The 23,447-nt window shown below is 55.1% G+C and carries 23 protein-coding genes and 2 tRNA genes; 18 read left to right on the forward strand and 7 right to left on the reverse strand.

Annotated features, from left to right (window positions below; genetic code table 11):
- Positions 1-89: 89 nt before the first annotated feature.
- The 13 genes from secG (at position 90) to IFU29_RS17445 (ending at position 12,986) form a co-directional block, all read left to right on the forward strand.
- Entirely contained in the window at positions 90-422 is a 333-nt protein-coding gene (secG, locus tag IFU29_RS17385) for a preprotein translocase subunit SecG (RefSeq protein WP_191935032.1), read from the forward strand.
- A gap of 73 nt (positions 423-495) precedes the next feature.
- Positions 496-582, forward strand: a tRNA-Leu gene (locus tag IFU29_RS17390).
- Between the two features lie 48 nt (positions 583-630).
- A tRNA-Met gene (locus IFU29_RS17395) sits at positions 631-707 on the forward strand.
- Between the two features lie 209 nt (positions 708-916).
- Positions 917-1,369 carry a ribosome maturation factor RimP gene (gene rimP / locus IFU29_RS17400; RefSeq protein ID WP_048914488.1) on the forward strand — a complete coding sequence of 151 codons (453 nt, stop codon included), beginning with the start codon at positions 917-919 and terminating at the stop codon, positions 1,367-1,369.
- A 24-nt stretch (positions 1,370-1,393) separates the two neighbouring features.
- On the forward strand, positions 1,394-2,899 hold the full coding sequence (gene nusA / locus IFU29_RS17405) for a transcription termination factor NusA (RefSeq protein ID WP_062744455.1): 1,506 nt from the start codon (positions 1,394-1,396) through the stop codon (positions 2,897-2,899).
- A 24-nt stretch (positions 2,900-2,923) separates the two neighbouring features.
- Positions 2,924-5,617, forward strand: coding sequence for a translation initiation factor IF-2 (infB, locus tag IFU29_RS17410; RefSeq protein WP_191935033.1), 2,694 nt, complete (start codon positions 2,924-2,926; stop codon positions 5,615-5,617).
- A gap of 74 nt (positions 5,618-5,691) precedes the next feature.
- Positions 5,692-6,117, forward strand: coding sequence for a 30S ribosome-binding factor RbfA (rbfA, locus tag IFU29_RS17415; RefSeq protein ID WP_062744453.1), 426 nt, complete (start codon positions 5,692-5,694; stop codon positions 6,115-6,117).
- The gene (gene truB / locus IFU29_RS17420) at positions 6,117-7,061 is read left to right on the forward strand and encodes a tRNA pseudouridine(55) synthase TruB (protein WP_191935034.1); all 945 of its coding nucleotides are present in this window, start codon (positions 6,117-6,119) and stop codon (positions 7,059-7,061) included. The genes rbfA and truB overlap by 1 nt, the downstream gene beginning before the upstream one ends.
- A gap of 107 nt (positions 7,062-7,168) precedes the next feature.
- Positions 7,169-7,438: a 30S ribosomal protein S15 gene (rpsO, locus tag IFU29_RS17425; protein WP_062744451.1), complete on the forward strand. Its 270-nt coding sequence runs from the start codon at positions 7,169-7,171 to the stop codon at positions 7,436-7,438.
- 308 nt (positions 7,439-7,746) lie between these two features.
- On the forward strand, positions 7,747-9,876 hold the full coding sequence (gene pnp / locus IFU29_RS17430; RefSeq protein ID WP_191935035.1) for a polyribonucleotide nucleotidyltransferase: 2,130 nt from the start codon (positions 7,747-7,749) through the stop codon (positions 9,874-9,876).
- Between the two features lie 129 nt (positions 9,877-10,005).
- Positions 10,006-10,890 (forward strand): lipoprotein NlpI, encoded by an 885-nt coding sequence (gene nlpI, locus IFU29_RS17435; protein WP_191935036.1) that lies wholly within the window; start codon positions 10,006-10,008, stop codon positions 10,888-10,890.
- A gap of 103 nt (positions 10,891-10,993) precedes the next feature.
- Complete coding sequence (yrbN, locus tag IFU29_RS22865; RefSeq protein WP_098053093.1) at positions 10,994-11,050, forward strand: protein YrbN; 57 nt, start codon at positions 10,994-10,996, stop codon at positions 11,048-11,050.
- Positions 11,051-11,066: 16 nt separating this feature from the next.
- Positions 11,067-12,986 carry a DEAD/DEAH family ATP-dependent RNA helicase gene (locus IFU29_RS17445; RefSeq protein ID WP_062744448.1) on the forward strand — a complete coding sequence of 640 codons (1,920 nt, stop codon included), beginning with the start codon at positions 11,067-11,069 and terminating at the stop codon, positions 12,984-12,986.
- Between the two features lie 62 nt (positions 12,987-13,048).
- Here the strand turns inward: IFU29_RS17445 and IFU29_RS17450 are convergent, their stop codons facing one another.
- The 3 genes from IFU29_RS17450 to ubiU form a co-directional block, all read right to left on the reverse strand.
- Positions 13,049-14,056, reverse strand: coding sequence for a luciferase-like monooxygenase (locus tag IFU29_RS17450; protein WP_191935037.1), 1,008 nt, complete (start codon positions 14,054-14,056; stop codon positions 13,049-13,051).
- 197 nt (positions 14,057-14,253) lie between these two features.
- The gene (locus IFU29_RS17455) at positions 14,254-15,132 is read right to left on the reverse strand and encodes a U32 family peptidase (RefSeq protein WP_191935038.1); all 879 of its coding nucleotides are present in this window, start codon (positions 15,130-15,132) and stop codon (positions 14,254-14,256) included.
- Between the two features lie 8 nt (positions 15,133-15,140).
- Positions 15,141-16,136, reverse strand: a complete 996-nt coding sequence (gene ubiU / locus IFU29_RS17460; RefSeq protein WP_191935039.1) for a ubiquinone anaerobic biosynthesis protein UbiU — start codon at positions 16,134-16,136, stop codon at positions 15,141-15,143.
- A 208-nt stretch (positions 16,137-16,344) separates the two neighbouring features.
- Between ubiU and ubiT the strand changes: the two genes are divergently transcribed.
- Positions 16,345-16,869, forward strand: coding sequence for a ubiquinone anaerobic biosynthesis accessory factor UbiT (gene ubiT, locus IFU29_RS17465; RefSeq protein WP_423244848.1), 525 nt, complete (start codon positions 16,345-16,347; stop codon positions 16,867-16,869).
- Positions 16,863-17,366, forward strand: a complete 504-nt coding sequence (locus tag IFU29_RS17470) for a GNAT family N-acetyltransferase (RefSeq protein WP_191935041.1) — start codon at positions 16,863-16,865, stop codon at positions 17,364-17,366. The genes ubiT and IFU29_RS17470 overlap by 7 nt, the downstream gene beginning before the upstream one ends.
- Here the strand turns inward: IFU29_RS17470 and IFU29_RS17475 are convergent.
- Both IFU29_RS17475 and IFU29_RS17480 read right to left on the reverse strand, forming a co-directional pair.
- Complete coding sequence (locus IFU29_RS17475; RefSeq protein WP_191935042.1) at positions 17,353-17,658, reverse strand: GIY-YIG nuclease family protein; 306 nt, start codon at positions 17,656-17,658, stop codon at positions 17,353-17,355. The two genes, IFU29_RS17470 and IFU29_RS17475, sit on opposite strands and share 14 nt — an antisense overlap.
- Before the next feature lie 101 nt (positions 17,659-17,759).
- On the reverse strand, positions 17,760-18,281 hold the full coding sequence (locus IFU29_RS17480) for a type 1 glutamine amidotransferase domain-containing protein (protein WP_191935043.1): 522 nt from the start codon (positions 18,279-18,281) through the stop codon (positions 17,760-17,762).
- Positions 18,282-18,492: 211 nt separating this feature from the next.
- On the opposite strand from IFU29_RS17480, the gene IFU29_RS17485 reads away from it, so the two are divergent.
- Genes IFU29_RS17485 through IFU29_RS17495 form a run of 3 tightly spaced genes read left to right on the forward strand, consistent with a single transcriptional unit; the run spans position 18,493 to position 20,741 of the window.
- Entirely contained in the window at positions 18,493-18,891 is a 399-nt protein-coding gene (locus IFU29_RS17485) for a DUF350 domain-containing protein (RefSeq protein WP_191935044.1), read from the forward strand.
- Between the two features lie 27 nt (positions 18,892-18,918).
- The gene (locus IFU29_RS17490) at positions 18,919-19,542 is read left to right on the forward strand and encodes a DUF1190 domain-containing protein (RefSeq protein WP_191935045.1); all 624 of its coding nucleotides are present in this window, start codon (positions 18,919-18,921) and stop codon (positions 19,540-19,542) included.
- Between the two features lie 2 nt (positions 19,543-19,544).
- A complete protein-coding gene (locus IFU29_RS17495; protein WP_191935046.1) occupies positions 19,545-20,741 on the forward strand; it encodes a glutathionylspermidine synthase family protein in 1,197 nt (398 codons plus the stop codon).
- Positions 20,742-20,743: 2 nt separating this feature from the next.
- Here the strand turns inward: IFU29_RS17495 and nrdG are convergent, their stop codons facing one another.
- Both nrdG and nrdD read right to left on the reverse strand, forming a co-directional pair.
- The gene (gene nrdG / locus IFU29_RS17500; RefSeq protein ID WP_191935047.1) at positions 20,744-21,208 is read right to left on the reverse strand and encodes an anaerobic ribonucleoside-triphosphate reductase-activating protein; all 465 of its coding nucleotides are present in this window, start codon (positions 21,206-21,208) and stop codon (positions 20,744-20,746) included.
- Positions 21,205-23,343 (reverse strand): anaerobic ribonucleoside-triphosphate reductase, encoded by a 2,139-nt coding sequence (gene nrdD / locus IFU29_RS17505; protein ID WP_191935048.1) that lies wholly within the window; start codon positions 23,341-23,343, stop codon positions 21,205-21,207. The genes nrdG and nrdD overlap by 4 nt, the downstream gene beginning before the upstream one ends.
- Positions 23,344-23,447: the final 104 nt, after the last annotated feature.

The following is a 23,447-nucleotide window of genomic DNA, read 5'->3' on the forward strand; positions in this document are numbered from 1 at the left end:
GCTTCATAGGCAGGTTGTGAACTGCTTATTAAGACTAACTGGCTTGATGCTTTTGATGTGCGTGTAACGCACCAGGAACAAGGTTGATTATGTACGAAGCTCTTTTAGTAGTTTTCCTTATTGTGGCAATCGGCCTTGTGGGTCTGATCATGCTTCAGCAAGGTAAAGGCGCTGATATGGGAGCATCATTTGGTGCAGGCGCTTCTGGTACGCTGTTCGGTTCTAACGGTTCTGGTAACTTCATGACCCGTATGACTGCAGTGCTGGCGACCCTGTTCTTCATTATCAGTCTGGTTCTGGGTAACATCAACAGCAACAAAACCCAGAAAGGAAGCGAGTGGGAAAACCTGACTCAGCCAGCACAGTCTCAACAGACTTCGCCTGCTAAACCGGCAGCGCCGGGCAGCGATATCCCGCAGTAAGCAGTACAGTACCTCAGCAGTACAAGCAGTAATGATTTCGACGCGACAGAAATAAAATAGTCGCCTCTTTAGTGCCGTGGTGGTGGAATTGGTAGACACGCTACCTTGAGGTGGTAGTGCCCGCATGGGCTTACGGGTTCAAGTCCCGTCCTCGGTACCAAATCTCAGTTGTGCTTGCAAATTCTGCAAGTTTTGCGTAGTATTCGGACGCGGGGTGGAGCAGCCTGGTAGCTCGTCGGGCTCATAACCCGAAGGTCGTCGGTTCAAATCCGGCCCCCGCAACCACTTTCCCTTAGAGTTCTTTTTCAAATAAACTGTATACATCACATAGGTATCTCAGTTGATTTTGAAAAAAATTCTCTTGGATTGTGCCGAGCCGCCGACGGCGGTGTACAGGGTCCAGTCGCACTAAGCCCCGATATTTCGGGGTTTTTTGTTATCAGGAAGCAGCATCACTGGGCTATAGGCCCTTTTTTTACGTCTTGGGGGTGGGATTGTCCACATTAGAGCAAAAATTAACAGAGCTGATCTCAGCACCGGTAGAAGCGCTAGGCTACGAACTGGTTGGTATTGAGTTTGTACGCGGTCGCACATCCACCTTGCGCATCTATATTGATAGTGAAGATGGCATCAATGTTGATGATTGCGCTGATGTGAGTCACCAGGTCAGTGCGGTATTCGACGTCGAAGACCCGATTACCGTGGCTTATAACCTCGAAGTTTCCTCGCCTGGTCTTGACCGCCCGATGTTTACCGCAGAACATTATGTACGTTTTACTGGCGAAGAAGTGAGCCTGGTGCTGCGTATGGCGGTCCAGAACCGTCGCAAATGGCAGGGTATCATTAAGTCTGTTGAAGGCGAGATGATTACTGTTGCCGTTGAGGGTAACGACGAAGTGTTCGCGCTGAGTAACATCCAGAAGGCGAACCTGGTTCCCCACTTTTAAAAGTCCGGATTGAGGCATACCAGGATGAACAAAGAAATCTTAGCTGTTGTAGAAGCGGTCTCTAATGAGAAGTCCCTCCCACGCGAGAAGATTTTCGAAGCGCTGGAGAGCGCGCTGGCCACAGCCACCAAGAAAAAATACGAGCAGGAAATTGACGTTCGCGTCAGTATCGATCGCAAAAGTGGCGACTTCGATACCTTCCGTCGTTGGCTGATTGTGGACGAAGTGACGATGCCGACGCGTGAAATCACGCTGGAAGCCGCCGTCTACGAAGATGAATCACTGGGCCTGGGTGGCTTTGTTGAAGACCAGATCGAATCTGTCACCTTTGACCGTATTACCACGCAGACTGCCAAGCAGGTTATCGTACAGAAAGTTCGTGAAGCTGAGCGCGCGATGGTCGTCGATCAGTTCCGCGAGCAGGAAGGCGAAATCATCACTGGCGTGGTGAAGAAAGTAAACCGCGATAATATCTCGCTCGAAGTCCGACCAAACGATGGTTCTAATACCAACGCAGAAGCCGTGATCATTCGCGAAGATATGTTGCCGCGTGAAAACTTCCGTCCGGGTGACCGTATCCGTGGCGTGCTGTATGCTGTGCGCCCTGAAGCGCGTGGTGCTCAGCTGTTCGTCAGCCGTTCCAAACCGGAAATGCTGATCGAATTGTTCCGCATTGAAGTGCCGGAAATTGCCGAAGAAGTACTTGAAATTAAAGCCGCTGCGCGCGATCCAGGCTCCCGAGCCAAAATCGCTGTGAAAACCAACGACAAGCGTATCGACCCGGTCGGTGCTTGCGTAGGTATGCGTGGTGCGCGTGTTCAGGCGGTATCCAGTGAGCTGGGTGGCGAGCGTATTGATATCGTGCTGTGGGATGATAATCCTGCTCAGTTCGTGATCAACGCAATGGCCCCGGCGGATGTCGCCTCTATCGTGGTGGATGAAGATAATCACACCATGGATATCGCAGTAGAAGCCGGTAATCTGGCTCAGGCGATCGGCCGTAATGGCCAAAACGTGCGTCTGGCTTCACAGTTAAGTGGCTGGGAGCTAAACGTGATGACGGTCGACGACCTGCAGGCCAAGCATCAGGCTGAAGCTCATGCTGCCATCGACGTCTTTACCAAACATCTCGATATCGACGAAGACTTCGCTACCGTTCTGGTCGAAGAGGGCTTCTCTTCCCTGGAAGAGCTGGCTTATGTGCCGATTAACGAGCTGCTGGAAATCGACGGTCTTGATGAAGAGACAGTAGAAGCGTTGCGCGACCGAGCTAAAAACGCGTTAACCACCCTGGCACTGGCCAAGGAAGAGAGCCTCGGCGACAGCCAACCAGCGGAAGATTTACTGAACCTGGAAGGTCTGGAGCGCGAGATGGCCTACAAGCTGGCAGCTAAAGGCGTACGTACGCTGGAAGATCTTGCCGAGCAGGGTGTGGACGATCTGTCAGATATTGAGGGCCTGAACGATGAACGGGCTGGTGAGCTGATTATGGCTGCACGAAATATTTGTTGGTTCGGCGACGACGCGTAATAAACTGTAGCAGGAAGGAACAGCATGACGACAGATGTAACCGTAAAATCGCTGGCCGCAGAGATTCAGACACCGGTAGAACGCCTGGTACAGCAATTTGCTGACGCAGGGATCCAAAAGTCTGAAACCGACTCTGTTACCCAGCACGAAAAAGAGACATTGCTGACCCATCTGAACCGCGAACATGGCGGTGGATCTGGTAAGCTTACTCTGCAGCGCAAAACGCGCAGCACCTTGAATGTTCCAGGCACCGGGGGCAAAAGTAAGTCGGTGCAAATCGAAGTCCGCAAAAAACGCACTTATGTAAAAGGCGATCCGGCAGATGCTGAACAGGCAGAAGCGGAAGCCCAGGCAGAGCGTGAAGCGGAAGAACTGGCTCGTCGCGAGGCTGAAGAACAGGCCCAGCGCGCAGCTCAAGACAAAGCAAAGCGTGAAGCCGAGGAGCAGGCCAAGCGTGAGGCAGCTGATAAAGCCAAACGTGAAGCGGCGGAAAAAGATAAAGTGAGCAATCAACATACCGACGAAATGACCCGGGCCTCTCAGTCCGATAAAGCCCGCCGCGAAGCGGAATCGGCTGAACTGAAGCGTAAAGCGGAAGAAGAAGCGCGTCGCAAGATCGAAGAAGAAGCGAAGCGCGTAGCCGAAGAGGCACGTAAAATGGCGGAAGAGAAAGGCGAAGAGTGGACACAGGTTAAAGAAGTCGAAGACACTTCTGATTATCACGTGACCACTTCAACTCATGCTCGTGCAGCAGAAGACGAAAATGACGCGCAGGTCGAAGGTGACCGCCGTACACGTACTGCTGTTCGTCCGGCTAAAGCCCCGGTTCGCAAGAAAGGCAACAAGCATTCTGAAGCGAAAACTGACCGTGAAGAAGCGCGTGCGCAGGTTCGCGGCGGTAAAGGCGGCAAGCGCAAGCCAAGCACCCTGCAGCAGGGCTTCAATAAGCCAGCACAGGCGGTTAACCGTGACGTGATTATCGGTGAGACTGTCACCGTAGCGGAACTGGCTAACAAGATGGCGGTGAAAGGTTCCCAGGTCATCAAAGCGATGATGAAAATGGGCGCCATGGCCACCATCAACCAGGTCATCGACCAGGAAACTGCTCAGATGGTCGCGGAAGAAATGGGTCACAAAGTGACACTGCGCCGCGAAAACGAGCTGGAAGAAGCGGTCATGAGCGACCGTGATACCGATGCTGTGCATGAGTCTCGTGCACCGGTCGTGACCATCATGGGTCACGTTGACCACGGTAAAACCTCCCTGCTGGACTACATTCGCTCCACGAAAGTCGCCTCTGGCGAAGCGGGCGGCATTACCCAGCACATCGGTGCCTACCACGTTGAAACTGACAACGGTATGGTGACCTTCCTGGATACCCCAGGCCACGCCGCGTTTACCTCAATGCGTGCTCGTGGTGCTCAGGCAACGGATATCGTTATCCTGGTTGTTGCTGCAGACGATGGCGTGATGCCACAGACTATCGAAGCGATCCAGCATGCGAAAGCGGCCAAAGTGCCGGTTGTCGTGGCGGTGAACAAATGCGATAAGCCTGATGCCGATCCAGACCGTGTTAAAACTGAACTGACTCAGTACGGGATTATCCCGGAAGAGTGGGGCGGCGAAAACATGTTCGTCAGCGTTTCAGCGAAAGTCGGTACCGGTATTGATGACCTGCTGAACGCTATCCTGCTGCAGGCGGAAGTGCTGGAACTGAGCGCTGTTCGTCAGGGTATGGCAAGCGGTGTGGTAATCGAATCCTTCCTGGATAAAGGTCGTGGTCCGGTCGCAACAGTTCTGGTTCGTGAAGGTACGCTGAATAAAGGCGATATCGTTCTGTGTGGCTTCGAATACGGCCGTGTGCGTGCGATGCGTGACGAGATGGGCCGCGAAGTGATGACTGCCGGTCCTTCTATTCCGGTTGAGATCCTCGGTCTGTCCGGTGTTCCGGCAGCGGGTGATGAAGCGACCGTCGTACGTGACGAGAAGAAAGCGCGTGAAGTGGCACTGTATCGTCAGGGCAAATTCCGTGAAGTTAAGCTGGCACGTCAGCAAAAATCTAAGCTGGAGAACATGTTTGCGAACATGACTGAAGGCGAAGTTTCCGAGCTGAACATCGTGCTGAAAGCTGACGTACAGGGTTCTGTCGAAGCTATCTCCGAGTCACTGCTGAAGCTTTCTACTGATGAAGTAAAAGTGAAAATCATCGGTTCCGGCGTAGGTGGTATTACTGAAACCGACGCGACGCTGGCTGCAGCTTCTAACGCCATCCTGGTGGGCTTCAACGTGCGTGCTGATGCTTCAGCGCGCCGCGTGATCGACTCAGAAAGCCTGGATCTGCGTTACTACTCCGTCATCTATAATCTGATTGACGAAGTGAAAGCCGCGATGAGCGGGATGCTGGCACCAGAGTACAAACAGCAGATCATCGGTCTGGCAGCGGTACGTGACGTGTTCAAATCACCGAAATTTGGTGCCATCGCCGGTTGTATGGTGACGGAAGGTAATATCAAACGTCACAACCCAATCCGTGTTCTGCGTGACAACGTGGTGATCTACGAAGGCGAGCTGGAATCTCTGCGCCGCTTCAAAGATGACGTTAACGAAGTCCGTAACGGCATGGAATGTGGTATCGGCGTGAAGAACTACAACGATGTGCGTGTTGGCGATATGATCGAAGTCTTCGAAATTATCGAAATCCAGCGCACCATCGACTAAGTCGACGTCCGCAATCAACAACACTAATTTGGGAGGCTTCTGGCCTCCCAATCTTTTATAAGAGAGATAAAATTATGGCGAAAGAATTCGGTCGCCCGCAGCGTGTTTCTCAGGAACTGCAAAAAGAGATCGCCATGATCCTGCAGCGTGAGATTAAAGACCCGCGCCTGGGCATGATGGTAACGGTTTCCGGTGTGGATGTGTCACGTGACCTGGCCTACGCCAAAGTGTTCGTGACCTTCCTGAACGATAAAGACGAAGAAGCTATCAAAGGCGGCCTGCGTGCCCTCGGTGATGCGGCTGGCTATATCCGCTCCCTTCTCGGCAAAGCGATGCGCCTGCGTATCGTGCCTGAGCTGACGTTTTTCTACGACAACTCACTGGTTGAAGGGATGCGCATGTCTAACCTGGTAACGAACGTGGTCAGAAATGACGAAGAGCGTCGTGGCCCGGTTGAAGATGGCCAGGAAGAGAACCAGGAAGAAGGCAAAGCAGAGTAATGAGTCGTCCTCGTCGTCGCGGTCGTGATATCCATGGCGTTCTGTTGCTGGACAAGCCTGGCGGTTTGTCCTCCAACGACGCGCTGCAGAAAGTCAAACGCCTGTATAACGCCAATCGCGCGGGCCACACCGGCGCGCTCGATCCTCTGGCGACCGGCATGCTGCCGATCTGTTTGGGTGAAGCGACCAAGTTTTCCCAGTATCTGCTGGAATCGGACAAGCGTTATCGGGTCATTGCCCGTCTCGGGCAGCGCACCGATACCTCCGATGCCGATGGGGTGATTGTCAGCGAGCGTCCGGTCGCGTTCAGTGCCGAGACGCTGGCGCAGGCGCTGGACAGTTTCCGCGGTGAAACGCAGCAGATCCCGTCCATGTATTCAGCGCTGAAATACCAGGGCCGCAAGCTGTACGAATATGCCCGTGAAGGCATCGAAGTGCCGCGCGAGTCGCGCAGTATCACGGTCTATGAACTGCTGTTTATTCGTCACGAAGGCCATGAGCTTGAGCTGGAAATCCATGTCTCAAAAGGCACTTACATTCGCACTATCATTGACGATCTTGGTGAAAAGCTGGGCTGCGGTGCGCACGTCACCTACCTGCGCCGTTTGCAGGTAGCCACGTATCCCATTGAAAAAATGGTGACGCTGGAACAGCTTAATGCCCTGACGGAAGAGGCTCACCGTAGCGAGCAGTCACCTGCCGACCTGCTGGACGCACTGCTGATGCCAATGGACAGTCCGGCGGCAGAGTATCCCGTGGTGAATCTGCTGAGTGCTGTCGCGGCTTACTTTAAGCAGGGCATGCCGGTACAGGTTGCAGGGGCCCCCGCCAGCGGACTGGTGCGGGTAACGGAAGGCGAGGAGCAGAAGTTTATCGGTATGGCGGAAATCGCCGACGATGGACGCGTTGCCCCGCGCCGGCTGGTTGTAGAATATTTCGACTAGCTATTTGCGCTTAAGTAGCGCGAAGAGTAGAATGGCGCGGCTTTACACTGGGTTGCTGAATTAGAGATCGGCGCCTGTACATTTATCTTAATTTTTGGAGTTGTCTCATGTCTCTAAGTGTTGAAACTAAAGCACAGATCGTTGCTGATTTCGGTCGTGGCGCAAACGACAGTGGTTCTACTGAAGTTCAGGTTGCACTGCTGACCGCGCAGATTACTCATCTGCAGGGTCACTTCTCTGAGCACAAGAAAGACCACCACAGCCGTCGTGGCCTGCTGCGCATGGTATCCCAGCGTCGTAAGCTGCTGGATTACCTGAAGCGTAAAGACGTTGCACGCTACACCAGCCTGATCGAACGTCTGGGTCTGCGTCGCTAAGTCTTACAGGTTGTCCCGCCACGGTTTCGGATCTTCTGAAAGTGTAAGTGGGTCATCGGACAACCTGGTGCGAGTTTCGCTGGAAAGGGGCCTTTAAGGCCCCTTTTTTCAAGCAAGCGGCAGCAATTACACGCAAACTATTGTATTGTTGCTGAGTGTGATCTTCAGTTGCAGACGTTCGCGCGGCTAATGAGAGGCTTTATCCCATCTGGGGTTAGGGTTGTCATTAGTCGCGAGGATGCAAAATGAAGATTAAATATCCACGGTCGGTATAAAAAACTACCGGCCCTGAAGTTAAGGAACTAATTTTGCTGAACCCGATCGTAAAAAAATTCCAGTATGGTCAGCATACCGTCACTCTTGAGACCGGTATGATGGCCCGCCAGGCAACGGCTGCCGTGATGGTAAGCATGGACGACACCGCGGTGTTCGTGACAGTTGTTGGCCGTAAAAATGCAAAACCAGGTCAGGATTTCTTCCCGCTGACTGTTAACTATCAGGAGCGTACCTACGCTGCTGGTCGTATCCCTGGCAGCTTCTTCCGTCGTGAAGGCCGTCCAAGCGAAGGCGAAACACTGACTTCACGTCTGATTGACCGTCCGCTGCGCCCACTGTTCCCGGAAGGTTTCGTCAACGAAGTGCAGGTTATCGCTACCGTTGTTTCCGTTAACCCACAGGTTAACCCGGACATCGTTGCTCTGATCGGTGCTTCTGCGGCGCTGTCACTCTCTGGCCTGCCGTTCAACGGCCCAATCGGTGCTGCGCGCGTCGGTTACCTGAACGACCAGTACGTGCTGAACCCAACGACCGATGAGCTGAAAGAGAGCAAACTGGATCTGGTCGTTGCCGGTACCAAAGGCGCAGTGCTGATGGTGGAGTCAGAAGCTGAACTGTTAAGCGAAGACCAGATGCTGGGTGCTGTGGTGTATGGCCATGAGCAGCAGCAGATTGTTATCGACACCATTAACGAACTGGTGGCTGAAGCAGGCAAACCTCGCTGGGACTGGACACCAGAAGCACCGAACGACGCGTTGAACGCCCGTATCGCTGCGCTGGCTGAAGCCCGTCTGAGCGACGCTTACCGTATCACCGAAAAACAGGAGCGCTATGCTCAGGTTGACGTGATTAAATCAGAAACCACCGCGACCCTGCTGGCTGAAGACGAGTCACTGGATGCCGGTGAGATCAGCGACATTCTGCACGCGCTGGAAAAAGACGTGGTACGTAGCCGCATTCTGCGCGGCGAGCCACGTATTGATGGCCGTGAAAAAGACATGATCCGTGGTCTGGATGTGCGTACCGGCGTTCTGCCACGTACCCACGGTTCAGCACTGTTCACCCGTGGTGAGACTCAGGCACTGGTTACCGCGACACTGGGTACTGCCCGTGATGCGCAGAACCTGGATGAACTGATGGGTGAGCGTACTGATAACTTCCTGTTCCACTACAACTTCCCTCCGTACTCTGTCGGTGAAACCGGCATGGTCGGTTCGCCTAAGCGTCGTGAAATTGGTCACGGTCGTCTGGCGAAACGTGGTGTTCTGGCCGTCATGCCAAAAGGCGATGCGTTCCCGTACACTGTACGTGTCGTGTCTGAAATCACTGAATCTAACGGTTCATCCTCCATGGCGTCTGTATGTGGTGCTTCTCTGGCACTGATGGACGCCGGTGTCCCTATCAAAGCAGCCGTAGCCGGTATTGCGATGGGTCTGGTGAAAGACAACGATAACTTCGTTGTTCTGTCAGACATTCTGGGTGACGAAGATCACCTGGGCGACATGGACTTCAAAGTAGCCGGTAGCCGTGAAGGTATCACCGCGCTGCAGATGGACATCAAAATTGAAGGCATCACCCGCGAAATCATGCATGAAGCGCTGAACCAGGCTAAGGGTGCGCGTCTGCATATCCTGAGCGTTATGGAGCAGGCAATCAGCACCCCGCGTGGCGATATCTCTCAGTTTGCTCCACGCATCCATACCATCAAGATCAGCGTTGATAAGATTAAAGACGTGATCGGTAAAGGTGGTTCTGTGATCCGTGCGCTGACTGAAGAGACCGGTACTACCATTGAAATTGAAGATGACGGTACGGTTAAAATCGCAGCGACTGACGGTGAGAAAGCGAAATTCGCTATCCGTCGTATCGAAGAGATTACCGCAGAAATCGAAGTGGGCCGTATCTATAACGGTAAAGTGACCCGCATCGTTGACTTCGGTGCCTTCGTTGCTATCGGCGGTGGTAAAGAAGGTCTGGTTCACATCTCTCAAATCGCTGATAAGCGCGTTGAGAAAGTGACAGACTACCTGCAGATGGGCCAGGAAGTACCAGTGAAAGTACTGGAAGTTGACCGTCAGGGTCGCGTACGCCTGAGCATCAAAGAAGCCAGCGAACAGGCCCAGCCTGAAGCTGAAGCTCCTGCAGCACCTGAAGCAGAGTAACGGCAAGACCATTGAGTTCTCCGCACCTTCGGGTGCGGAGGATTGTTTCATCGCGAGGGCTGGATGGCCTTGTGAACGGCAGGCGGATGACAGGATGTGCATCCCAATGTTTGTTTTCGGGAGTGGTAAATGAAGCCATTTTTGCGCTGGTGTATTGTTGCGACAGCTTTGACGCTGGCAGGATGCAGCAACACCGATTGGCGTAAGAACGAAGTACTGGCGGTCCCCTTGCAGCCTACGCTGCAGCAGGAAGTCATTCTCGCGCGCATGGAACAAATACTTGCCAGTCGGTCATTGACCGATGATGAACGCGCACAGCTGTTATATGAGCGCGGAGTGTTGTATGATAGTCTCGGTTTGAGAGCACTGGCGCGAAATGATTTTTCACAAGCGCTGTCTATCAGACCGGATATGCCTGAAGTATTCAATTACTTAGGCATATATTTAACGCAGGCAGGCAACTTTGATGCTGCCTATGAAGCGTTTGATTCTGTACTTGAGCTTGATCCAACTTACAATTATGCGCGTTTAAATCGTGGTATCGCTCTGTATTACGGCGGAAGATTTAAACTGGCGCAAGATGATCTGCTGGCGTTTTATCAAGACGATCCTAACGATCCCTTCCGCAGCCTGTGGCTGTATCTCACTGAACGTGAGATCAACGCAGACCAGGCAAAAGTCTCGCTCAAGCAGCGTTACGACAAAGCGGTGAAGGAGCAATGGGGATGGAATATTGTCGAGTTCTACCTGGGCGATATCAGCGAAAAAACGCTGATGGAACGGCTCCAGGCGGACGCAACGGATAACACCTCGCTCGCTGAACATCTCAGTGAAACCAACTTCTATTTAGGTAAGTATTACCTAAGTCTGGGGGAGAAGGACAACGCAGAAGCGTTGTTCAAGCTGACGGTCGCCAACAACGTTCACAACTTTGTTGAGCATCGATATGCATTGTTGGAGCTGGCGCTACTCGGCCAGACACAAGACGATTTATCAGAATCTGACCAGCAATAGCTGACGAACTTCATTGCCCGTTTTTTCGAAAAGTCATCATCTTAGCGGATGAGGGCCTTTTTGTTCGTCAAAACCACTAATTTGAGCCGGTTCACACTTTTTGATGAAAATGACTGAAAGTTTTCACGACGAGTTATGTAGACTGGCCGCCGCAATCTAAGAGGCACGTGTACTACATGACTGATATCCAAACTACTTTTGCTGACCTTGGCCTGAACGCCGACCTCCTCGAATCACTGACCGGCATGGGCTACGTGAAGCCTTCCCCAATCCAGCTTGAGTGTATTCCTCATCTGCTGGCGGGCCGTGACGTGCTGGGTATGGCGCAGACCGGGAGTGGCAAAACTGCAGCCTTCTCGCTGCCGTTATTACATAACATTGACCCAACCGTAAAAGCACCTCAGATCCTGGTGCTGGCACCGACCCGCGAACTGGCGGTGCAGGTTGCAGAAGCGATGACTGAATTCGCTAAACATATGCGCGGCCTGAACGTGGTAGCCCTTTACGGCGGCCAGCGTTATGACGTGCAGCTGCGCGCTCTGCGCCAGGGACCACAGGTTGTTGTGGGTACGCCTGGTCGTCTGCTTGACCACCTGAAACGCGGCACGTTAGATCTGTCTAACCTGCGCGGCCTGGTGCTGGACGAAGCCGATGAAATGCTGCGTATGGGCTTCATCGAAGACGTTGAAACTATTATGGCGCAGATCCCGGACAATCATCAGACTGCTCTGTTCTCTGCGACCATGCCAGAAGCGATCCGTCGTATCACCAAGCGCTTTATGAAAGATCCGCAGGAAGTGCGTATCCAGTCAAGCATGACCACCCGTCCGGACATCAGCCAGAGCTACTGGACTGCGTACGGCCGTAAAACGGATGCACTGACCCGCTTCCTGGAATCAGAAGACTTTGATGCTGCGATCATCTTCGTGCGGACTAAAAACGCAACGCTGGAAGTGGCTGAAGCGCTGGAGCGCAGCGGTTACAACAGTGCTGCACTGAACGGTGATATGAACCAGGCACTGCGTGAGCAGACCCTGGAGCGTCTGAAAGACGGTCGTCTGGACATCCTGATCGCCACCGACGTTGCGGCCCGTGGCCTGGACGTTGAGCGTATCAGCCTGGTGGTTAACTATGACATCCCGATGGACGCAGAATCTTACGTTCACCGTATCGGCCGTACCGGTCGTGCAGGTCGTGCCGGCCGTGCTCTGCTGTTCGTTGAGAACCGCGAGCGTCGTCTGCTGCGTAACATTGAACGCACCATGAAGCTGACCATTCCTGAAGTAGAGCTGCCAAACGCAGAGCTGCTGGGTGAGCGTCGTCTGGCGAAGTTTGCTGCTAAAGTTCAGCAGCAGCTGGAAAGCAGCGATCTGGAGCAGTACCGTGCTCTGCTGGCTAAAATGCAGCCAGAAGAAGAGCTGGACATCGAAACGCTGGCCGCAGCACTGCTGAAAATGGCTCAGGGCGAACGTCCACTGATCGTTCCTGCTGATGCGCCACAGCGTCCGCGCAGCCAGTTCCGCGATCGTGATGACCGCCAGGCCGGCCGCAGCGATCGTCCGGATCGTGGCCCACGTGAACCACGTGAACCCCGCGCAGAAGGCGATCGTCCACGTCGTGAACGTCGTGACGTCGGTGATATGGAAGTGTACCGCATTGAAGTAGGCCGTGATGACGGTGTTGAAGTGCGTCACATCGTTGGCGCTATCGCTAACGAAGGCGACATCAGCAGCCGCTACATCGGTAACATCAAGCTGTTCGGTACGCACTCCACTATCGAACTGCCAAAAGGCATGCCGGGCGAAGTTCTGTCACACTTCACCCGCACGCGTATTCTGAACAAACCGATGAATATGCAGCTGATTGGTGATGCACAGCCACGCAGCAACGACCGTGGCGGCGAACGTCGTCCGGGCGGCCCTGCACGCGGTGGCTTTGGCGCTGGCGCTGGCCGTGAAGGTGGAGCCCCACGCGGTGGTGCTGAAGGCGGTCGTCGCTTCAGCAATGACCGTGGCGGTGAACGTCGTCCGGGTGGCCCTTCACGTGGCCCACGCACTGAAGGCGGCGCAGCACCTACCCGTCGTCGTGACGCGTAACCACTGATGCCCCATAAAAAAACCAGCCTTCGGGCTGGTTTTTTTTTGCCCTGCTGTCAGGGTTACAAAGCGTTACGGGCCTGCATGGCCAGCTCAAACGAGTAGAGCCGCGCCTGAGTATCAAAAATCTGCCCGTTGACCATCACTTCATCCGCCTGGGTTTCACGCATCAGCGCCGCCAGCCCCTGACGGACTTTATCTTTATCACCCACCACCGACATGCTCAGCGCCTGCTGCACGCCGTACTGTTCTGACGGTGACCACAGGTTGTCCATGTTATCCACTGGTGCGGGCAGCGGACCCGGTTTGCCGCGCCGCAGATTGATAAACTGCTGCTGCATGGAGGTAAACAGGAAGCGCGCATCGCGATCGCTGTCAGCGGCGATCACGTTGACACACACCATCGCATAGGGTTTATCCAGCCGCGCAGAGGGTTTAAAGTGCTCGCGGTATAAATGCAGCGCCTGTAGCAACATATCGGGGGCGAAGTGGGAAGCGAAGGCAAACGGCAGGCCCATCTGTGCCGCCAGCTGCGCGCTGTACAGGCTGGATCCTAGCAGCCAGACCGGGATTTTCAGGCCGGTTCCAGGCACCGGCTGTACCACCGGCATCTCTTCGCCTGTGTGATCGAACCAGCGGATGAGTTCACTGACATCGGACGGGAAATTATCGACATGTCCCGCCATGTGGCGGCGCAGCGCCAGCATGGTGCGCTGATCGGAACCCGGTGCGCGGCCCAGACCCAGATCGATACGGCCTGGGTAGAGCGACTCCAGGGTACCGAACTGTTCGGCAATCACCAGCGGGGAATGATTGGGCAGCATCACCCCGCCCGAACCCAGGCGCAGGGTTTGCGTATTCGCTGCCAGATACCCAATCAGCACCGAGGTGGCCGCGCTGGCAATCCCGGACATGTTGTGGTGCTCTGCCAGCCAGTAGCGGTGAAAACCAAGAGTCTCAGACTGCTTTGCCAGAGAGAGTGATGCATGAAACGCATCGCGCGCCGATGCACCCTGAGGAATGGGGGCGAGATCCAGTACCGAAAGCGGTACATTTTTTTTATCAGGCATAGTTGCTCACTTTGTCTAACGGCCGACGCTGCGCCAGGTACAAAAGAGACAGATTAAGGCATTTGCTGTCCGTATTGTTGTCCGTTCGCAGCACTCCTGAAATTAACGGTGCCGCAGGGCGGCTGATCCACCGTTATTATAATAGCGGGATTTATCCCGGCGGAAATCCTCCCCGCCAGGATCGGCGCGAGCGTGATTTAGCTGACCAGCTCCAGCCCTGCTACCCGTCGCCAGTAGCCGTTACAGTCTGCGTGGTGATCCCTCTTCAGCGGCATCTGGCCTGCTTCGTTAGCGCGGAACTGGGTGATCACCGACAGTGTTCCTGCATCCTGCGGTGAAAGACGCACAATATCGACCAGTCCCTGCATGGAGGGCAGGTCGTTACCCAGGTTGTAGCAGCTGCCGCTCATGGTCTGAATGCCGTTCAGAACAAACACCTGCTGATCCTCCTGGGTATGTACACGGCGTCCCTGGGGATAGTCAATACAGCAGGTCTGACATTCATCCTTGCTGCGATTTTCTGAACGTGCGGTAAAGCAGCGGGCTGACAGGGCCAGCGGCAGATGACCATAGCTCAACACTTCAACCTCAAACCGCTGGCGGATGCCCAGTTCTTCACACTGAGTGATCAACTGCATCAGCCAGTCTCGCGACAGTTCCACCGGCATGCACCAGCGCATCATTCCCATGTCCAGCAACAGTTTCAGTGCGACAGCATTATAGACATTAAGCGCAGGCCCGGCGACGAAGGGAATCCCGGCTTCGCTGGCCAGCGTCACGGCACCAACATCATTGGCTTCGATCAGAAATTCGCCGTTATCCACATAGCGCTTCAGCTCGGTCAGTTCCGAAGGAGACTGCACCAGCGCCAGCGTACTGAGCACCACCTGCTTCCCGGCATCAGCCAGCTGCCTGGCCATACTCAGCCAGTCGCTGGTTTTCGTGGCGCGGCGTTTACTGCACACCGACTCTCCCAGGTAGACAATGTCAGCATCACTGTCGGCGGCCGACTGATAAAAAGCGTTCAGCGTCTCTTTTGGCCAGTACCACAGTACTGGTCCCAGTGAATATTTCATCCTGCCTCCTACTGCCACTGCCGGTGATACGCACCGAGCGTGGTTTGTGTGCCTTCACTCAGCGCACTGAGCGCCGCCATCCACTGGGGCTGTGCGGTAAAGTTCTGCGGGTCAGCGTGACAGCGATCAATGGCCTGACGCCAGATACGTGCCACCTGTTCAACATAGGCGGGGCTGCGCTGACGCCCTTCAATTTTAACCGAGACGATATTCGCTGCCATCAGCTCAGGCAGCAGCGCCAGCGTATTGAGGCTCGTGGGCTCTTCGAGGACATGATAATGGGCCTTGTCGACCTTATAACGGCCTTTGCACAGCGTCGGGTATCCGGCATTTTCTCCCGCGTCATAGCGATCGATCAGCACCTCATTCAGCCGGGATTCCAGCCCGGCCGGGGTCTGCTGCCAGCGAACAAAACGGGCCGGTGAGCAGGCGCCGACCGTATTGGGGGATTCGCCCGTCAGGTAAGAAGAGAGGTAGCAGCGGCCCTCTGCCATAATGCACAGACTGCCGAAGGCAAAGACCTCCAGTGGGACGGTGGTATCGCGGGCCAGCTGGCGAACCTGATGCATCGATAGCACTCGCGGCAATACCACGCGTGATACATCGAAGTTACGCTGGTAAAAGCGAACGGCAGCCGCATTTGTCGCGGAGGCTTGTACCGAAACATGACGTTCAATATGGGGATATTTTTCTGCGGCGTACGCCAGCATGGCAATATCTGCCAGGATTAAAGCATCAGCACCGGCATGTGCGGCCATATCGACGGCGCGCTGCCAACGCACATAGCCATCAGGATGGGCAAAGGTGTTGATCGCCACATGCAGTTTGCGTTTACGCTGATGAACGTAGCGTGCTGCTTCCTGCAGGCGTTTGTCGGTGAAGTTCAGGCCCGCAAAGTGGCGGGCATTGGTTTCATCTTTCAGGCCGATATACACCGCATCGGCACCGTTATCGATGGCCGCCTTCAGCGCCGGTAGGTTTCCGGCCGGGCAGAGAAGTTCCATAGGGGTCGATCCAACTAATCAGAAGAGTTGATGAGTTTAGTGAGGAAAGCGGCGACAAATTTTGATTTAAGGCAGCTAATGGCGTATTGATGGGGTTCGTGATCCCTGATAAAACTCGTATAGTTCGCACACTTTGTTGATCCAGCCGTCAGACGCATTTTGCTGTTGTGGCAAAATAGCTGAAATTTATTCGTAAGGAGTGATAATGGTGTTGAACCCGCTACGCAGCCACTGTGTCCGCCACGGACCGCAATTGCTGCGCCTTCCACTGCGGTTTACCCCGTTTGCCGTGAAGAAACCGCTACTGCAGGTATTGCTACGCTGGCAGTTTCAGCAGGCGCTGGAGGAAGGTGAGCTGGATTTCCTGGAAGGGCGCTGGCTGGGAATCGAGGTTAGCGATCTCGAACTGTGCTGGTCAGTGACGCTGCAGCAGGGCAAACTTCAGGTAGCCGAACGCGCGGAAGCCGATGTCTGGTTTCGTGGCAATGCCAACGATCTGGTGCTGATCGCCGCCCGCAGACAGGACCCGGATACCCTGTTTTTTCAACGTCGTCTGCTGATTGAAGGTGATACCGAGCTGGGTCTGGAAGTGAAAAACCTGATGGATGCGATCGATCTGGAATCCATGCCGAGGCCGTTACGCATCGGACTAATGCAACTGGCTGACTTTATTGAAGCCGGACTGAAAAAGGACGCGATTTCCCCGGCGGATCGCGCAGGTGTCTCATGTTAATTCGTTCCGAAATTGGTATCGATGCTGCCAGCATCGACAGCCTGCTGCGCCGCAGTTTCCCCACCTCTGCCGAGGCGGAGCTGGTGCAGCAACTCCGTGAAGACGGATTGTTAACTCTCGGCGTGGTGGCCACGGATGATGAGGGCCAGGTGCTGGGCTATGCGGCGTTCAGCCCGGTCACGCTGAACGATGAAGATCGTCAGTGGGTGGGATTAGCGCCGCTGGCGGTCGATGAATGCGTCCGCCGGCAGGGCATCGGTAAGCAGCTTGTCTATGAAGGGCTGGATACGCTCAATGAGTTCGGCTATGCCGCCGTGGTGGTGCTGGGCGATCCCGCTTACTTCGGGCCTTATGGGTTTGAGCCGGCTGCGCGCCACCAGCTGGACTGTCGCTGGGAAGGCACTGAAGCGACTTTCCAGGTTTATAAGCTGGCAGATGATGCCTTTAACGGCGTGGAAGGCCGCATCGAATTCTCTGCGCCGTTTACGCGTTTCTGAGCGCCGCAAGCCACTGAACAAGTGACACAGGCTGGTGTTCAACCAGCCTTATTTTTTGCGGCTTTTTTAGCTGTTTTACCTGATATTCCAGCTTTGACGCCAGCGATCGATCCCCTGCCTCACAGTGAAACAGCAGCTCAAGCGGTCCCTTACCCCGTAATGCCTTCGCGCCTTTACCGCTCTGGTGCTGCGCAAAGCGTCGTGCCACGTCATTCGTGATGCCGGTGTACAGCATCCCACTGGCGGTACGCACAATATAAAGTTGCCAGCCGGCAGTTGCAGCAGAATACATAAAGCGTCCCAATCCACACAAAGAAGGAGGAGGCTACTTTAGCGCATATTGGGCGGGATCTTAAGTGGGGCAAGGCCAGCCGCAGCTGGCCAGGGAGACGATCAGGCGGCGTTCAGAATACGCAGGGATTCACGGTTAAAGGCGGGCAGATCGTCCGGCGTGCGGCTGGTGACCAGGCGATCGTTATCGACTACAACCTCTTCATCGTAAAAATCGGCACCAGCATTTTTCAGGTCAATCACCACCGGTTTCACCGTGGTCATTTTACGCCCGCGTACCGCATTGGCGCTAATCAGCAGCTGCTGGCCGTGGCAGATGGCAAAAACGGGTTTACCCAGGGCCACAAAAGCTTTAGTAAATTCAACAAACCGGTCGTCACCGCGCAGCGTATCCGGGGAGTGACCGCCCGGCAGCAGCAGGGCATCAAATTCAGCCGGATGAACGTCATCGATACTTTTATCGACCTTCACGCTGGCTTTACCCTGTTTCCCGGTCAGGGTTTTACCCGCCTCAGTCTCAATGGTAATCACCTCGTGGCCGGCATTTCGGTACGCCTCGGCGGGGGAAGTAAATTCTGAGTCTTCAAATTCATCGGTCATCAGCACCGCAATCTTCTTGCTCATATTTCCTCCTGTGAGCTTTCGTTGAGAACGGAATAAGTGTGGTTCAATGATGCTGAAAATCAACCCGGTGTGGCTTTTCAATTCACAGGTTACTGATTTTTTGGGAAAAGAGGGCGCACACAAAGGTAAAGAAAATGCAGCCTGCTGGCGTTTGCCAGTACCGCCCCTTATGATGAATTCTCACTCTGCCCATCACCTTCAGGACGAACCCATGGCTACGCTGCATCTGTTACTCGCTTTCGGCTCCTATTTTTTCACCAGTTGTGCAATGGTGCTGATATTTCTGTTTATCTACACCCGCATTACCCCCCATAACGAATGGCGTCTGATTAAAGAGAATAATCTGGCGGCGGCACTGGGTTTCATTGGTGCGCTATTAGGTTATATTATCCCGCTGGCCAGCGTGGCGATTAACTCCATCAATTTACTCGATTATGTTTTATGGGGTGCAGTCGCGCTGGTCGTACAATTACTGGTGTTTGGTCTGGCGCGTATTTATCTGCCGAAAATCAGCCAGCATATTGAAGATAACCATCTGGCTGTTGGCTTATTTCTCGGCGGGGTCTCCCTTGGCGGAGGGATCATTAATGCAGCCTGTATGACCTACTAAAACTTTTCAGGCAGGGAAGCAGTAACCTTGAAAAAGAAACGTCGCCGCTCACGTTCGGGCGGTCAAAAGTCGGTGGAATTTAAGTCCTTCTCGCAAGGCGCAGCCCTGAATGACGCGCCGCGTAAATCCACGTCATGGCTGACGCTGGTTATTATGGGCGGCACCGGTATGGCACTGCTCCACAGCTGCCAGGATAAGGGGGAAGAGCAGACCATCTTTTCCAGCAGCAATGAGTGTACGCAGGCAGGCTATTCCCTCCGGGCCTGTGAGGTGCAGGAGCAGGCCGCCCAGCAACAGCTGGATGCCAGTTCACAGGGGTTTGATAACAGTTATGCCTGTCAGAGCTATTATGGCCTCGGAAACTGTCATTACAGCCTGGCAACACACCGTTTTCTGCCCCGGCTGGCGGGTTTCACTATGGGTAAGCGCCCGCAGGAAGACGTCCAGGGGAGTTCCTCTTCCGGTGGCGGTTACTACGGTGGTGGGCGCGCCTTCTATCGTGACCCGAACGATCGTGAGACGCTGAGGACGCCGGGCAGTGAAGCACGCTGGACGCGTTCCTCTGCTGATACTGACTCCCACAAGTTCAGTGGGCGCACGGTCTCACGCGGCGGGTTTGGCGGCAGTTCATATCATCGTTCAGGGGGCTGAAGATGATACGTATCGCCTGCACGCCCCGGCGCGATCTTCCCGCTATTGCCGCCCGCTACGGTTTTAACTTCCATATCATTGATGATGAGGTGTACTGGGATGAAACCCGGGCCTATCGCTTTACCCTGCGTCAGATCGAGCAGGATATTGAGGGGCCAACGGAAGAGCTGCATCAGATGTGCCTCGATTTGGTCGATCGCGTTACCGGCGATGAAGAGCTGCTGACAGCACTGGCGATCCCGCCCCTCTACTGGGAGGCCATTGCCCGCAGCTGGCAGCGCCGCGAACCCTCACTCTATGGCCGCATGGACTTCAGCTGGGGAGGGCAGGGGCCGGTTAAGCTGCTGGAATACAATGCCGATACGCCCACGTCTCTGTATGAAGCCGCGTTTTTTCAGTGGCAGTGGCTGACCGATGTCGCGGGCAGGGGGCCGGTCCCCCATCATGCCGATCAGTTCAATTCCCTGCAGGAAAAGCTGATCGCCCGGCTGGGGCTCTGGCGCAATCAGCACCCGCTCTATTTTTGCTGCTGTCAGGGATCGGCGGAAGATCGCGGCACGGTGCAGTATCTTGAAGATTGCGCCAGACAGGCAGGCCTTGAAACGCGCTTTCTCTATCTGGAAGAAGTGGGCATGGGCGTGGGGGGCGTGCTCACGGACTTGCACGACCGGGTGATTGAACAGGCATTCAAGCTTTACCCGCTGGAGTGGATGCTGCGTGATGATTACGGTCCGCTACTGCGCAAGGGCCGCGAACGCTGGATTGAACCCCTGTGGAAAACCGTGCTCAGTAACAAGGGCATCTTACCGCTGCTGTGGCGCTGGCATCGCGGGCATCCTAACCTGCTGCCTGCCTGGTTTGCCGGGGAAGTGGATAAACCGGGCTGGCGCTTAGCAGAAGAAATGGGCGCTCAGTGGCGCGGTTTTGTCAGTAAACCATTGTTCTCGCGCGAAGGGGCGAACATCACGATGTATGCCGATCGCGATGGCCGGCAACGGCTGGCCAGTGAACCCGGCGAATACGCGGATGAACCCCGTATCTGGCAGGCCAGTGCGCCGTTACCCCGGTTCGGGCATGACCATACGCTGATCGGCAGCTGGATTGTGGGTGACAGCGCCGCGGGTATCGGTATTCGTGAGGATAACGGGCCAATCACCAAAGACAGTTCAAGGTTTATCCCGCACTTTATTGCTGACTGATCTCAGCGCAGCTGATGAATGACCTGGTTGCTGCTGCCGCGCCAGCGCAGCGCCGGATCTCTGAGCGCCTGGATATATTTCCCGTCAATCAGTACGTTAACCTCTGTGACCACCCGCTGCTGCTGCGCGTCCAGCTCCTCCCGCCGATAGCCGGTCCACATCCAGATATCCTTTCCCGCACAGTCACGGCGCACCCGGCGTAACAGCCGTCCGACATCGGCGAGATTAGCCGGATGCAGGGGATCGCCGCCGGACAGCGACAACCCCTGGCGCGGAATGCGCGTGTCGTTGAGATCGGCAATCAGCCGTTCTTCCATTTCCAGCGTAAACGGCACCCCGGAGTTTACCCGCCAGGTACTTTTGTTATAGCAGCCCGGGCATTCATGCACGCAGCCAGACACAAACAGCGTGCAGCGCGTGCCGGGGCCGTTAACGATGTCCACCGGGTAGTACTGATGGATGTTCATCCCAGCTGGCCGTTGTGCAGATGTTTAACCCGACGTTTTACCTCTTCCTGCTTCCCGGCGTTAAAGGGGCGGGCATCCGGGCTGCCAAGATAGCCGCATACCCGACGGGTGACGGAAACGCGGGTGCTGTCGTGGTTACCGCATTTCGGGCAGGTGAAGCCTTTGCTGGTGCAGTCGAATTCGCCAGTAAAGCCGCACTCATAGCATTCGTCAATCGGCGTATTGGTACCGTAATAAGGCACCCGGCTGTAGCTGTAATCCCAGACGTCTTCCAGCGCCTTCAGGTTGTGCTGAATATTAGGATATTCGCCGTAACAGATAAAACCGCCGTTGGCTAACGGCGGGTAGCCCGCCTCAAAGTCGATTTTATCGTATGGGTTCACCTTCTTCTCCACGTCAAGGTGGAAGCTGTTGGTGTAATAGCCCTTATCCGTCACACCCGGCACCACACCAAACTCGGCGGCATCAAGGCGGCAGAAGCGATCGCACAGATTTTCGCTGGGGGTGCTGTACAGGCTGAAGCCGTAGCCGGTCTCCTCTTTCCAGGCTTCCACGGCCTCACGCAGCCGGGCGACAATCTGCAGCCCTTTCGCCCGCAGTTGTTCATCGTCATAAGGATGCACGCTGCCGCCACTCAGGGCGTTCAGCGTTTCGTGAATGCCGATGTAGCCCAAAGAAATGGAGGCTCTGCCGTTGCGGAAGATCGAGGCCACCGGCTCATCGGCCTTCAGGCGTACCCCGCAGGCACCTTCCATATAGAGGATCGGCGCAACGCGGGCTTTGACATTTTCCAGCCTGGCGATACGTGTCATCAGCGCTTTTTTCGCCAGCAGCAGGCGCTGCTCAAGCAGAACCCAGAAGCGCCTCTCATCCCCCTCCGACTCCAGCGCAATACGCGGCAGGTTCAGGCTGATCACGCCGATATTGTTCCGGCCATCGTGGATCTGTTCGCCGTTCTCCTCATAGACCCCGAGGAAACTGCGGCAGCCCATTGGCGTTTTAAATGAACCGGTGACTTTCACCACCTGGTCGTAATTGAGGATATCCGGGTACATACGTTTACTGGCGCACTCCAGCGCCAGCTGTTTGATGTCGTAGTTAGGCTCGCCCGCCGCCTGGTTCAGACCGGCTTTAATGGCAAACACCAGCTTCGGGAACACCGCCGTTTTATGGTTTTTCCCCAAGCCGGCAATACGGTTACGCAGGATCGACTGCTGAACCAGACGCGCCGACCAACGGGTACCCAGGCCAAAACCGAAGGTGACAAAGGGCGTCTGGCCATTGGCGGTGTGCAGGGTGTTGACCTCGTATTCCAGTGACTGGAAAGCGTCATAACACTCTTTTTCAGTGCGCGAATGCGCATAGGCTTCAGCATCCGCAATCTGCCACTGCAGTGCGGTCGCGCGGTGCTTCTCCAGGCTGGCTTCAACAAACGGTGCCAGCACCTCGTCAATACGGTTAATCGTGGTCCCGCCGTAAATATGGCTGGCAACCTGCGCGATGATCTGGGCGGTGACGGCGGTGGCGGTAGAGATCGACTTCGGCGGTTCGATCTCCGCATTGCCCATCTTGAAGCCGTGCGTCAGCATGCCGCGCAGGTCGATCAGCATGCAGTTGAACATCGGAAAGAACGGAGAGTAGTCGAGATCGTGATAGTGGATCTCACCGCGTTCATGGGCGCTGACCACATCACGCGGCAGCATATGCTGACGGGCATAGTGTTTAGCCACAATACCGGCCAGCAGGTCGCGCTGGGTCGGGATCACTTTACTGTCTTTATTGGCATTTTCATTCAGCAGCGCGGGATTGCTCTGCTCAACCAGACCACGGATCTCATGATTCAGACGACCACGCAGCTCGCGGGCGACGTCGCGATCGTGACGATACTCAATGTAGCTGCGTGCCAGCTGGGGGTAACATCCCGCCATCAGCTGGTTTTCCACCGCGAGCTGCACCTCGGCAATATCCACCCGGGGACGGGCGGTCAGCAGGGCGCTGATCTGGCTGGCGGCGGTGGCGCAGTAGTCATTATCGTCAATGCTGGCTGCCTGTGCGGCAGCACGAATCGCTGCCTCAATACGTGTTGGATCGAAGGCGACCTGACAGCCGTCCCGCTTGATTACCTGAGTTGCCACCGCTGCTCTCCTGAAGGAAGAAAACTATATGTAGGTTTCGGTGGCTATAGTAAACGCTATATGTAGTGTTTGTGCGGAGAATAATGGTGGTTTTATTGATTTAC

Origin of the sequence: Erwinia persicina (assembly GCF_014838825.1) — a bacterium.
GTDB lineage: Bacteria > Pseudomonadota > Gammaproteobacteria > Enterobacterales > Enterobacteriaceae > Erwinia > Erwinia persicina_A.

Coding starts and splice junctions, on each gene's coding strand:
- nlpI (WP_191935036.1), top strand. CDS start 10,006: ATGAAGCCATTTTTGCGCTGGTGTATTGTTGCGACAGCTTTGACGCTG.
- secG (WP_191935032.1), top strand. CDS start 90: ATGTACGAAGCTCTTTTAGTAGTTTTCCTTATTGTGGCAATCGGCCTT.
- IFU29_RS17445 (WP_062744448.1), top strand. CDS start 11,067: ATGACTGATATCCAAACTACTTTTGCTGACCTTGGCCTGAACGCCGAC.
- IFU29_RS17495 (WP_191935046.1), top strand. CDS start 19,545: ATGATACGTATCGCCTGCACGCCCCGGCGCGATCTTCCCGCTATTGCC.
- truB (WP_191935034.1), top strand. CDS start 6,117: ATGAGTCGTCCTCGTCGTCGCGGTCGTGATATCCATGGCGTTCTGTTG.
- rbfA (WP_062744453.1), top strand. CDS start 5,692: ATGGCGAAAGAATTCGGTCGCCCGCAGCGTGTTTCTCAGGAACTGCAA.
- IFU29_RS17450 (WP_191935037.1), bottom strand. CDS start 14,056: ATGCCTGATAAAAAAAATGTACCGCTTTCGGTACTGGATCTCGCCCCC.
- nrdG (WP_191935047.1), bottom strand. CDS start 21,208: ATGAACATCCATCAGTACTACCCGGTGGACATCGTTAACGGCCCCGGC.
- IFU29_RS17485 (WP_191935044.1), top strand. CDS start 18,493: ATGGCTACGCTGCATCTGTTACTCGCTTTCGGCTCCTATTTTTTCACC.
- IFU29_RS17455 (WP_191935038.1), bottom strand. CDS start 15,132: ATGAAATATTCACTGGGACCAGTACTGTGGTACTGGCCAAAAGAGACG.
- IFU29_RS17470 (WP_191935041.1), top strand. CDS start 16,863: ATGTTAATTCGTTCCGAAATTGGTATCGATGCTGCCAGCATCGACAGC.
- IFU29_RS17480 (WP_191935043.1), bottom strand. CDS start 18,281: ATGAGCAAGAAGATTGCGGTGCTGATGACCGATGAATTTGAAGACTCA.
- IFU29_RS17475 (WP_191935042.1), bottom strand. CDS start 17,658: ATGTATTCTGCTGCAACTGCCGGCTGGCAACTTTATATTGTGCGTACC.
- ubiU (WP_191935039.1), bottom strand. CDS start 16,136: ATGGAACTTCTCTGCCCGGCCGGAAACCTACCGGCGCTGAAGGCGGCC.
- infB (WP_191935033.1), top strand. CDS start 2,924: ATGACGACAGATGTAACCGTAAAATCGCTGGCCGCAGAGATTCAGACA.
- nusA (WP_062744455.1), top strand. CDS start 1,394: ATGAACAAAGAAATCTTAGCTGTTGTAGAAGCGGTCTCTAATGAGAAG.
- rpsO (WP_062744451.1), top strand. CDS start 7,169: ATGTCTCTAAGTGTTGAAACTAAAGCACAGATCGTTGCTGATTTCGGT.